Source organism: Streptomyces coeruleofuscus, assembly GCF_039532725.1.
GTDB lineage: Bacteria > Actinomycetota > Actinomycetes > Streptomycetales > Streptomycetaceae > Streptomyces > Streptomyces coeruleofuscus.
The window spans coordinates 1-11,902 of record NZ_BAAASE010000010.1; the positions used below are offsets into that span (position 1 = coordinate 1).

Consider the following 11,902-nt stretch of genomic DNA (forward strand, 5'->3'; position numbering starts at 1 on the left):
AAGCCGTAACGCGGCCGTTCGGCGATCAGCGACAGCAGGCACAGATCGAGCACTCCGCGCAGCAGCTGACTACGACGCTGGTCACCGGTAGCGGGCAGCCCCTTTGTCATGCGGTACAAGATAGTCAGTCATTGTCATGCGCCGCAAGATACTTGCGGCGCATGACAAGGCTCCGACGGTGCAGGTACTCGTGACAGGTCTGGCTCCGCACATGATCGGCCGGACAAGTCCTAGGGCTCGGGCTCGACCCAGGCCAGCCCGTCCTCCGACGCCACCAGACCGCCGGGCCGCAGCGGCGCCTCCGACTCCAACGGCCCGCCGAACAGCCCGCGTTCCTGTAGGACGGTTCCCTCCTGGAACACCTGCCGGAAGGTCTCGGACTCGTAGAGGGGATTGCGCAGGTCGTCGGCGTCGGGGAGGCGGCGCACGGCTCGCTCGAAGTCGTCGGCGGCCGCGGTGAGCCGTTCGCCCGCGGGCCCGGCGCCGGTGAGCGACGCGTCGCCGGAGGCCAGACCGCCCACCAGCTCGACGAATGCCTGGAGTTCCGTCGTGCCGACGTTGGTGACCTTGCGGGCCTTCCAGAAGTACGACCGTTCGTCCTGGTGCATGTCGTAGAAGGAGACCAGGAACTCGTGGAACAGGCCGTACTCGTGCCGGTAACGGGCCTCGAACTCGGCGAACAGCCGGGTCTCGTCCGCGCTTCCGGCGAGGCAGCTGTTGATGGACCGGGCGGCGAGCAGCCCGCCGTAGGTCGCGAGATGGACTCCGCTGGACAGTACCGGGTCGACGAAGCACGCCGCGTCTCCGACGAGTGCCATGCCGGGCCGCCACAGCCGTGACTTCCAGTACGACCAGTCCTTGCGGACGCGGACCTGGTCGTAGGGCGCCTCGGTGGCCTGTGGGACGCCGTCGAGGAAGCCGCGTACCTCCGGGCAGGCGTCGATCAGGCGGCGCCAGGCGGTCGCCGGGTCCCGCTGGACGGCCTCGGCGTTCTCGCGGGCGACCACGGCTCCGACGCTGGTCAGGTCGTCCCGGAGGGGGATGTACCAGAGCCAGCCCTCGTCGAAGGCGGCGCAGAAGATGTTGCCGTCGTTCGGTGCAGGGAGCCGCTCGCCGCCGGCGAAGTAGCCGAACACGGCGATGTTGCGGAAGAAGTCGGAGTAGATCCGCTTTCCGCCGACGTGCGGGTGGATCCTGCTGCCGTTGCCGGAGGCGTCCACGACGTACCGGGCGGCGGCCTCACGGGGCTCACCGTCGGGGCCGGTCCAGCGCACCCCGCGGATCCGCTCCTCGTCGGCGAGTACGCCGGTCACCCGGCAGCCTTCCCGTACGTCGACGCCGACCCGGCGGGCGTTGTCCAGGAGGATCGCGTCGAACCGCGACCGCTCGACCTGGTAGGCGAACGACGTCGGGTCGGCCAGCCGGGGCGACAACGCGAAGGAGAACTGCCAGGGGTCCCGGTTGCGGCCCCAGCGGAACGTGCCGCCGCGCTTCGGCTTGAAGCCCGCACGCGCCATCTCCTCCTCGACGCCGAGGATCCGGCACACTCCGTGCACCGTGGAGGGGAGCAGGGACTCGCCGATCTGATACCTGGGGAACGTCTCCTTCTCGACGAGGAGGACGCGATGGCCGTGCAGGGCGACGGCCGCCGAGACGGTGGCCCCGGCCGGGCCGCCGCCGACCACGATGACGTCGAAGTCCTGCGTAGGCTCGGTGTAACTCACCGGACTCCCTTCGCCGTTCGGGCGTCGATCCACGTGCGGATCGCTGACACGGTTGTCTCCGCGTGTTCCCGCATCATCGTCAGATGGTCTCCGGGGACGTCCACGACATCGTGAGCCGCGGGCCAGGACGTCCGCCAGCCGTCCGCGTCCGCGGCGGCCGCCATGGCGGGCGTGGGCCGCTGCGCGCGCACGAGGAGCGCGGGCGTGACGATCGGCTCGGGGGACCAGCCGAGGAAGATCCGGTTGTAGGCGCCGATCGCGGCCAGAGTGCCGTCGTCGTCCCCGGTGACGAGGGGTTGTCCGGTGTCCTGCGGCGGTGGAGCGGCCAGGGACAGCAGCCAGTCCTTGTCGCTGTTGTCCGGCGTGATGTGGTAGGTGTCCAGCAACACCAGACCGGTCGGTGCCCGGCCCGTGTTCTCCAACTGGTGCGCCACCAGATGCGCCACATTGCCGCCCGCCGACCGTCCTACGACCACGAAGGGCCGGTCCCCTACGTGCCGCAGCACGTTCTCGGCCTGCGTACGCGCCAGCGCAGCGGGGTTCTGCGGTATGGAGGACCCGGCGCCGATACCGGGGTGCGGGAACTCCAGGACTTCCAAGGGCTCGGGGTTGTCCTGGAAGGCGCGGTGGAACCGGGGGAAGTCTCCGCCCTCCGACATGGGCGACGGATGGTAGGCCGGGAAGTAGACAACCGTCGGCCTTCCGGAGCCGGAGCCAGAACCGGAGCCGGAGCGGCCGGGGGAACGGCGGATCGGGGGCAGCGCGTGCTCGCGGCCCCGAGCGGCGGTGAAGGTGGGCAGCGCCCAGGACGCGGTGACGAGCAGGTGCATCGCCGCCACCGGTTGTCCGGCGGCACTGACCGATCGGAACAGCGACGAGAGGGTGTATGCGGGCCGCTCGGGCTCCGTGGCCCCTGCGCCCTCGGCGGCGCTTGTGGCCTCGGGGGCCGCCGCGGTGGCCGGTTCGCCGTCCAGCAGGCCGAGCAGGTGGCGTGCCAGTTCCTCGGCCGTGCGATGCTCGAACACCACCGCGGCCGACAGCCGGAGCTTCAGCGCCATGCTCAGCCGGTTGCGGATCTGCACGGCCGTGAGGGAGTCGAACCCCAGGTCGGCGAGGGACTTGCCGGCCGGGAGCGCGTCGGCGTGTGGGTAGCCGAGTACCGCCGCCACGTCGGCCCGCAGCAACTCCACGAGCGCCGCCTCATGTTCTCCCGGGGGCATGGCGGCCAACCGCTTCCGCCAGGCTCCCGGCTCCAGCATCTGCCCAGGGGAGCCGGCGGAGCCGCCGGAGGCCGCGGTCGCGGCGGGTGGCCGGTATTGCCGGACGAGTCCGCGCAACGGCGGTGGCAGGTACCCCGCACCGGATCGAAGCGCCGCCCGGTCCAGCGGTATCGGTGCCAGGACCGGCTCCGTCGAGCGCAGCGCGGCGTCGAACAGGGCCATGCCTTGCTGTGTGGACACCGGCACCAGCACCTCACGCGACGGGCGCTGCGGGTTCTGCCCCGCCGCCATGCCGCCCGTGTGCTCCCACGGGCCCCAGGCCAGCGAGAGCGCGGGCAGCCCCTCGGCGGCGCGGCGGTGGGCGAGGGCGTCGAGGAACGAGTTCGCGGCCGCGTAATTGCCCTGGCCCGGCCGGCCCAGCAGTCCGGAGACGGACGAGAACAGGACGAACGCCGAAAGATCCATGTCCCGGGTCAGTTCGTGCAGGGCCCAGGCCGCGTCGGCCTTCGGACGCAACACGGCCGCCATCCGTTCGGGGGTCAGCGAGTCCAGCACGCCGTCGTCCAGGATCCCGGCGGCGTGCACCACAGCGGTCAGTGGCGGCTCGCAGCGCTCGATCACCTCGGCCAGCGCGGCACGGTCGGCCGCGTCACAGGCGACGATGCCGACCCGTGCCCCCAACTCCTCCAGATCGCCGCGCAGTTCCGCCGCTCCGGGTGCCTGCGGACCACGGCGTCCGGTCAGCAGCAGATGCCGTACGCCGTGTTCGGCGACGAGGTGGCGTGCCAGCTCCGCGCCCAGCGCGCCCGTGCCTCCGGTGATCAGAACCGTGCCCTCCGTGTCGAAGGCAGCCCCCGCGCCAGAGGTACCTCCGGCGGCGGCCAGTCGCGGAACCGTCACCCGTCCGCCCCGCACCCGGAGTTGCGGCTCACCGGTGGCGACGGCCGACGGCAGCACCCGAAGCGACTCGGGCCGCCCGTCGACATCCACCAGGACGACACGACCGGGCAGCTCCGACTGCGCCGTCCGCACCAGCCCCCAGACCGCCGCGCCCGCCAGGTCCGGCACCGGCCCGGTGGCGTCCCGCGTCACCACGACCAGCCGTGAGCCCGCCGTGCCCGGATCGTCCTGCCAGTCCTGGAGCGTCTTGAGTACGCGGCCCGTCAGCTCGTGAGTGGCGGAGAGCGGATCGGACCCACGGGCGATGGCGGTGACGGCGACGACTTCGGGATTCACGCCGCCGGGCAGGAACTCGGCGAGGTTCAGCTCGTCCGGCCCGTGCAGCGTCCAGGCGCGCTCACGGGCGTCACCGGAGCCGTCTCCGGGGAGGTGGAGGGCGGCCCACTCCGGGTACAGCAGGGCCTTTCGTACGATGTCCTCCGTCGTGTCTGCCCGGTCGGCCGGGAGCTCCCGGGTGGCCAGCGAGTCCACGCGTGCCACGAGCCGGCCCGACGGGTCGGCGAGGGACACCGAGACCGTGTCCGGGCCCGACGAGGTCACCCTGACCCGCAACTCCGTGGCTCCCGAGGCATACAGGCTCACCCCGCTCCACGCGAACGGCACCCGGACCGTGCTCGTGTCGGTGGACCCGGACAGCAGCGGCGCGTGCAACGCGGCGTCGAACAGCGCCGGGTGGAGTCCGAAGCGGCCCGCTTCCGATGTGTGCGAGGCGGGCAGCCGGACCTCCGCGAAGACGTCGTCGCCGCGCCGCCAGACCGCGCCGACCCCCTGGAAGGCAGGCCCGTAGGCGAGCCCGGCGTCGGCGAGGGCGGCGTACGCGCCGGTGAGGTCCACCGCCTCGGCGCCCTCAGGCGGCCAGTGGGTCAGTTCGTCCTGCCGGGTCTGGTCGTCATGTACGGTGCGACGACCTCGGCCCAGTTGCCCGGAGGCATTCCGGATCCACGAGGCGTCCTCGGCGGACTCCTCCGGCTTCTCCGGCTCGTCCGGTCGGGAGTAGACGTCGACGGGCCGCCGACCCGAGTCGTCGTCCCGCGCACCCACCACGACCTGTACCCGCACCCCCGCGGAACCGCGCAGGGCGAGCGGCGACAGCATCACGAGTTCGTCGACCGCGTCGCAGCCCACCTCCTCGCCCGCCCGCAAGGCCATCTCCACGAACACCGTCGCCGGCACGACGACCCTCCCGGCGACGACATGGTCGGCGAGCCACGGGTGGGCCGCGAGGGACAACACCCCGGTCAGCAGCGTCCGCTCGGTGCCCGGCACCGGGAACGCCGGGCCCAGCAAGGCACCGGCGCCGGTCGCTGTCGGCCGCGGCGCGTCCAGCCAGTAACGCTGCCGCTGGAAGGCGTACGTCGGCAGGTCCACGCGGCGCGCGCCGGAACCCGCGTACACCGCCGCCCAGTCGACCGCGGCCCCGGCAACGTGCAGCCGCGCCACGGCCGACAGGAGCGTCTCCGGTTCGTACGCACCGCCTCGTGTGGCCACGGCGAGAACGGGGCCCCTCGTGGGCGCGTCGGCCAGACAGTCGGTGGCAGCCGCGGTGAGAACGGGTCCGGGACCGAGCTCCAGGTAGGCGGAGACCCCGTCGTCCGCCAGCCGGCGCACGGCGTCGGCGAAGCGCACGGGCATCCGGGCGTGCCGGGCCCAGTAGTCGGGCGAGCACAGTTCCGACGGCTCGGCGACTCGGCCCGTCACGGTGGAGACGATCGGTATGCGCGGCGGCCGGAAGTTCAACTCTCGTGCTATGGAGAGGAATTCTCCGAGCATCGGCGCCACCAGAGGCGAGTGGAAAGCGTGACTCACCCGCAGTCGTACGGCCCTGCGCCCACGCGCCTCGAAGTCGGCCGCGACCGCGAGCACCGCGTCCTCAGCGCCCGAGATCACCACCGAACGGGGCCCGTTGACGGACGCGACGGCCATGTCCGCCGCCTGCGCCTCGGACTTCGCCAGCGCCGCGACGACTTCCTCTTCGGTCCCGTCCAACGCCACCATCGCTCCACCGTCGGGCAAGGCCTGCATCAGCCGGCCGCGTGCGGCGACGAGCGCGGCAGCGTCGGGCAGATCGAGTACGCCGGCGACGTGCGCGGCCGTCAGCTCGCCGACGGAGTGGCCCACGAGGCGGTCGGCTCGCACGCCCCACGACTCGAGCAGCCGGAACAACGCCACCTCGAAGGCGAACAGTCCGGCCTGGGTGAAGTCCGTACGGTCGACCAGAGCCGCTTCCGGCGAGCCCGGCTCGGCGGACAACACCTCTCTCAGCGGCCGGGGGAGACGGTCGTCCAAGTGCCCGCAGACCTCGTCGAAGGCGTCGGCGAAGACGGGGAAGGCGGCGCGCAGTTCGGCGCCCATCCGGTGGCGCTGGGCGCCTTGTCCGGTGAACAGGAAGGCCGTACGGACCTCCGGGTCCGCAAGTCCTCGAACGACTCCCGGTGCATCCCGGCCCTGCGCGAACGCGTTCAGCGCGTTCAGCATGCGGGTCCGGTCACCGGCGGGGACGAGTGCGCGATGGGTGAGGGTGGAGCGCGACACCGCCAACGAGTAGGCGACGTCGGTGGGGGACAGGCCCGGCCGGTTCACCGCCTCGGCCGCGAGCCGTCGGGCCTGGGCGCGCAGGGCGGTTTCGTCGGCGGCGGAGAGCAGCCACGGAAAGGGCGGAGCCGCGGGTGTCTTCCGGGAGCGCGCCACATCCGGGGAGCCCGTCGCATCCTGGGAGATCGCCGCTTCCTGGGAGATCGAAGTGAAGCCCGCCGTCTCCGTGGAGCCCACGGCTTCCGGCCAGCCCGTGGCCTCCTGCGAGTCTGCCACTTCCGGGGAGTCTGCCGTCTCCGTGGAGCCCGCCGTCTCCGTGGAGCCCACCGTTTCCGGCGAGTCCGCCGCCTCCTGCGAGTCTGCCGTCTCCGTGGAGCCCGCCGCCTCCTGCGAGTCTGCCGTCTCCGTGGAGCCCGACGACTCCGTGGAGCCCACCGCTTCCGGCGAGTCCGCCGCCTCCTGCGAGTCTGCCGTCTCCGTGGAGCCCGCCGTCTCCGTGGAGCCCACCGTTTCCGGCGAGTCCGCCGCCTCCTGCGAGTCTGCCGTCTCCGTGGAGCCCGACGACTCCGTGGAGCCCACCGCTTCCGGCGAGCCCGCGGCCTCCCGCGGGTCTGCCGCCTCCGGAGAGACCGCCGACCCCCGTGAGGCCACACTTCCCTTCTCCGGCGCCTCTTCCAGAACCACATGCGCGTTGGTCCCGCCGATCCCGAAGGCCGAGACCCCCGCCCTCCTGGGCCGGTCCGAGGCCGGCCAGGGCCGTGGGGTGGTCAGCAGTTCCACGCGGCCGGCGGACCAGTCGACGTGCGGTGTCGGCGAGTCGGCGTGCAGCGTTCGGGGCAGTTCGCCGTGCCGCATGGCCTGCACCATCTTGATGACCCCGGCGACACCGGCCGCCGCCTGCGTGTGTCCCAGGTTGGACTTGACCGATCCCAGCCACAGCGGCTGCTCCCGGCCCTGTCCGTATGTGGCCAGGAGGGCCTGCGCCTCGATGGGGTCGCCCAGCCGCGTGCCCGTACCGTGGGCCTCCACCACGTCCACGTCACCGGGGCGCAGCCCTGCGTCCGCCAGCGCCCGTGTGATCAGCCGCCGCTGTGCCGGCCCGTGGGGCGCGGCGAGCCCGTTGGACGCGCCGTCGGAGTTCACGGCGGAGCCGCGGAGAACCGCCAGGACCGGATGGCCGTTGCGCCGAGCGTCGGACAACCGCTCCAGAAGGACGAGGCCCACACCCTCGCCCCAGGCCGTACCGTCGGCCGCCGCCGAGAACGACTTGCAGCGCCCGTCCGGCGACAGCCCGCGCTGCCGACTGAACGCCAGGAACGGCTTGGGCGTCGCCATCACCGTGACCCCGCCGGCCAGGGCCAGCGAGCACTCGCCGGAGCGCAGTGCCCGCGCCGCCCAGTGCAGCGCCACCAGCGAGGAGGAGCACGCGGTGTCGACCGTGATCGCGGGACCGCGCAGGCCGTACACGTACGAGATCCGCCCGGAGGCCACGCTGCCCGCCGAGCCCAGCCCCAGGTGCGCCTCCAGCTCGTGGTAGCCGGTGAAGCGGGCGGAGTAGTCGGCGTACATCACGCCCACGAACACGCCGGTGTCGCTCTCGCGCACCGACGCCGGGTCGATCCCGGCCCGCTCCCACACCTCCCAGGACGTCTCCAGGAGCAGCCGCTGCTGCGGATCCATCGCGAGTGCCTCGCGCGGCGAGATCCCGAACAGCCCGGCGTCGAACTCCGCGGCCCGGTGCAGGAATCCGCCGTGTCGCGTGTACGACGTGCCGATCCGGTCGGGATCGGAGTCGTAGAGGGCGTCCAGGTCCCAGCCGCGGTCGGCCGGGAACTCCGAGATGGCGTCCCGTCCCCGCGACACCAACTCCCACAAGTCCTCAGCAGAGTTGACGTCACCGGGATACCGGCAGCCCATGGCGACGATGGCGACGGGATCGTCCTCGGCGGACGGGGCCTGTCCGCCGTATGCCTGCGGCCGCCGTACGGGCTCGCGCTCGAAGAGCGCCGTGCGCAGGTAGCGGGCCACCTCGGCCGGCGTCGGGTGGTCGAAGACCAGCGTCGACGGCAGGCTCAGACCGGTCTGCGCGGCGAGCCGGTCCACCAGTTCGACGACGCCGACCGATGTCATGCCGAGGTCGACGAACGGGCTGTCCGCGCCGGGCGGATCGCCCGGGGTGTGCCGGCAGACCTCGGCCGTTTCGCTGAGCACCGTTTCGCGTAGCGCGCGCTCCTGGCCGGCGCGCGAGAGGGGCAGGAGCCGCTCACGCAGGCTGGTACCCGCGGCGTCGGCCGCGGCCGGGGCGGGGGCGACCAGCTGATGCCGGGCGATCTTGCCGGACGCGGTGCGCGGGACGGCGGCGATCTCGCGGATCTCGGTCGGCACCTTGTAGTCGGCCAGCCGGGTCCGGCACTCGGCGAGCACCTGCCGTGCGTCGATCCCGTCCGGACCCGGTACGACGAAGGCGACCGGCACCTCGCCGAGCACGTCGTGCGGCACACCCACGACCACGGCCTCGGACACGCCGGGACACTGCGCCAGGACCTGCTCGATCTCCGTCGGGTGGATGTTCTCGCCGCCGCGGATGATCAGCTCACTGACCCGGCCGGTGAGCCGGAGATGGCCGTGCTCGACGCGGCGGCCGAGGTCGCCGGTGCGGTACCAGCCGCCCCGCAGCGCGGCCGCCGTCGCCTCGGGCTGCTCGTGGTACCCGGTCATCAGGCTCGGCCCCCGCACCCAGACCTCGCCCTCGGCGCCGTCCGGGACGGTCTCGCCGCTCCCCGGGTCGACGACGCGCACGTCCATGCCGGGAACGGGCGGACCGCAGGAACCGTCGACCCTGGGCCCCCCGGGACGGTTCACCGCGATCATGCCGCAGGTCTCGGTACTGCCGTACGCGTCCAGCAGCGGCGCCCCGAGGGTCTCCTCCACGGCCGCGCGCAGTGCGGGGCCGCTCGGGGCCCCGGCCACGACGCACATCCGCAGTGCCGGCGCGGTCTCGCCGTCCGAGTCGAGCATGTGGTGATACGTCGCGGGCACGCCGGCCATCATGGTGAAGGGCCCGCCGAGCCCCGCGTGCGCGGTGCGCAACTCCCGCCGCAGACCGCCCGGCGGCAGCAGTTCACCGGCGATCCGGGCGCTCGCCCCCACGGCCGTCACGCCCAGGATCGCCAGCGAGTGGCTGAAGCTGTGGAAGAGCGGTAGCGGCCAGAGCAGCCGGTCGTCGGGCGAGAGGCCGAAGATCGGGGCGTAGCAGGCGGCCACGGACCACAGCGCGGCCCGCTGCGTGGACAGCACGCCCTTGGGCCGGTGCGTGGTGCCGGAGGTGTAGAGCATCCAGGCCGGATCGTCGAGGCCGAGCATGTCGATCTCCGCGGGCCCGTCGCTCTCGGCCGCCCTCCGAAACAGCTGGGCGCCCTCCGGCACCGGGCCTCTCCCGGTGACCAGGACACCCAGGCGGTCGTACGACGGTCCCAGGCGTCGTAACTGTGCGAGGTGCGGGGCGTCCGTGATGACGAACGCGGCACCGCTGTCCTGGAGGAAGTGGGCCAGCTCGCTGTCGGAGGACCGTGGATTGAGCGGCACGCCGACCATCCCGGCCCGCAGGACGGCGAGGCAGCTCTCCACCATCTCCACGCAGTTGCCGAGGCAGATCGCGACGCGGTCGCCGCGGCGCAGTCCTGTCCGGGTGAGGTATCCGGCCAGCGAGCGCGTGCGCCGCTCCAACTCGGCGTAGGTGACGCTCCGCGCGGAGTCGGAGTAGGCGACCCGGTGCGCGGCCACCTCGGCGTGCCGCCGTAAGTGCTCCGGCACCGGCCGGACGAGCTCGTTACGCCTCATGTCTCCGCCTTCCACGTCCATCGGGCCGTAATGATGTTGAGCGTAGAGGTTGCCGACCGTCGAGGGGGCTACCCGTACGACCCGCCGCAGCGGCCTACGGCAGCAAGGAGGTACCACCATGGCCGTCAACGGAGCACACGTGACCACCGTCCGGAGTCCTGTCCCCGAGCAGGAGCTCTCCGGGATCGTCGGCCACCGCTTCATCTACACGTACGCCAACGGCTGGCAGTACGAGATGTACGTGAAGAACCCGACCACGATCGACTACCGGATCCACTCCGGCATGGTGGGCGGCCGCTGGGTCAAGGACCAGCGGGTCGACCTCGTCCAGCTGGACGACGACCACTACAAGGTCTCCTGGAACGAGCCCACCGGCACGTCGGTCTCCGTCAACGTCATGCCGGGCAAGCGCCGCCTGCACGGCGTGATCTTCTTCCCGCGCTGGGTCGAGGAACACGGCGAGCTCACCGTCCTCTACCAGAACGACCACCTCGACGAGATGCGCAGGTACCGCGACGAGGGCCCGACCTATCCGGTCTACGTAGTCCCGGAGTTCGCGGAGATCACCCTCTTCGAATACGTGGGCCCCGACGACGAGACGGTCATCGCCACGGCCCCCGGAGACCTGCCGCAGGGCTGGTCCGACCGCACCAACTGACCGAGGCCCGCACCGACTGACCGAAGCCGCACCGACTGACTGAGGCGAACGGGTCGGCTTCCCCGTCACCACGTCACACGCGAGGAGGAGCGCGCCGCCCGGGAAGTCCTGGCGCGCTCGCGCTCGGATCAGACCTGGCCTAGATCAGGACGAGGAGGCCGTCGCCGCCGAGGTGAACCCGCCTCAGTGGTGGTGGCCGTGCCGACCGAGGGTCTCCACGGGGGTCGCGCCGGGGCGCGTCCACTGCGGTACGGGGCGGCTGGTCGGACCCCAGGTGGGGTTACCGTCCGCGTCCGAGCGCCAGGACCAGCACGGGCCGCGCCCCTCGGGCCGGCCCTCGGGGTTGTCCTCCCACGCCTCGCCGCGGCCGTAGGGCGTCATGTCGAGCAGGCCGAGGGAGCCGTTGACCCGCTCGTTGCCACGGCCCGTCGTGGAGTAGGTGAGGAACACGCGGTCGCCGTCGCGCAGGAAGCAGGTGAGGTAACCCATGTCGCCCCCGACCGGCGCGTCGACGTCGCGCACCGAGTACCAGGGCTGCGTGTAGCCCATGAACTCGACGTAGGAGGCCACCTCCGCCCACCGGCCCGTGGTCAGGACGGCGAACGAGACGCCGCGGGCGTTGAGGTAGACGGCGTCCTTCAGATGCCAGGCCGTGGTGGTACAGCCCTCGCACTGCCCCTGGTGCGGCGCGCCGTCGTACCACATGTGCTTGTAGACCACGAGCTCGTCGCGGCCCTGGAACAGGTCGAGGAACGGGACCGGCCCGTCGGGCCCGACGACCTCGACCGTCCCGTCGAACTCCACCATCGGCAGCCGGCGGCGGGCCGCGGCGAGGGCGTCGCCCTCGCGGGTGTGGGCCTTCTCGCGGACCAGGAGCTCGTCCCGCGCGGCCTGCCAGGTGGCCAGGTCGGCGACGGGCGGACGGCCGCGCCGTGCGGTGGTGGGGTCACTCGGCGTGGTGGCCATGG

The 11,902-nt window shown here is 72.5% G+C and carries 4 protein-coding genes; 1 reads left to right on the forward strand and 3 read right to left on the reverse strand.

All coding sequences use genetic code 11. From position 1 onward, the window contains the following. Positions 1 to 230: 230 nt before the first annotated feature. Together ABFX81_RS32365 and ABFX81_RS32370 are read right to left on the reverse strand one after the other, a co-directional pair. Positions 231 to 1,724, reverse strand: coding sequence for a tryptophan 7-halogenase (locus tag ABFX81_RS32365; protein ID WP_086852963.1), 1,494 nt, complete (start codon positions 1,722 to 1,724; stop codon positions 231 to 233). Next, entirely contained in the window at positions 1,721 to 10,276 is an 8,556-nt protein-coding gene (locus tag ABFX81_RS32370) for an SDR family NAD(P)-dependent oxidoreductase (RefSeq protein WP_346139061.1), read from the reverse strand. Before ABFX81_RS32370 ends, ABFX81_RS32365 begins: the two co-directional genes overlap by 4 nt. Before the next feature lie 118 nt (positions 10,277 to 10,394). Between ABFX81_RS32370 and ABFX81_RS32375 the strand changes: the two genes are divergently transcribed. Next, positions 10,395 to 10,934 (forward strand): phenolic acid decarboxylase, encoded by a 540-nt coding sequence (locus ABFX81_RS32375; protein WP_086846890.1) that lies wholly within the window; start codon positions 10,395 to 10,397, stop codon positions 10,932 to 10,934. Between the two features lie 183 nt (positions 10,935 to 11,117). Here the strand turns inward: ABFX81_RS32375 and ABFX81_RS32380 are convergent, their stop codons facing one another. Further along, positions 11,118 to 11,900: a DUF899 family protein gene (locus ABFX81_RS32380; protein ID WP_086846892.1), complete on the reverse strand. Its 783-nt coding sequence runs from the start codon at positions 11,898 to 11,900 to the stop codon at positions 11,118 to 11,120. Positions 11,901 to 11,902: the final 2 nt, after the last annotated feature.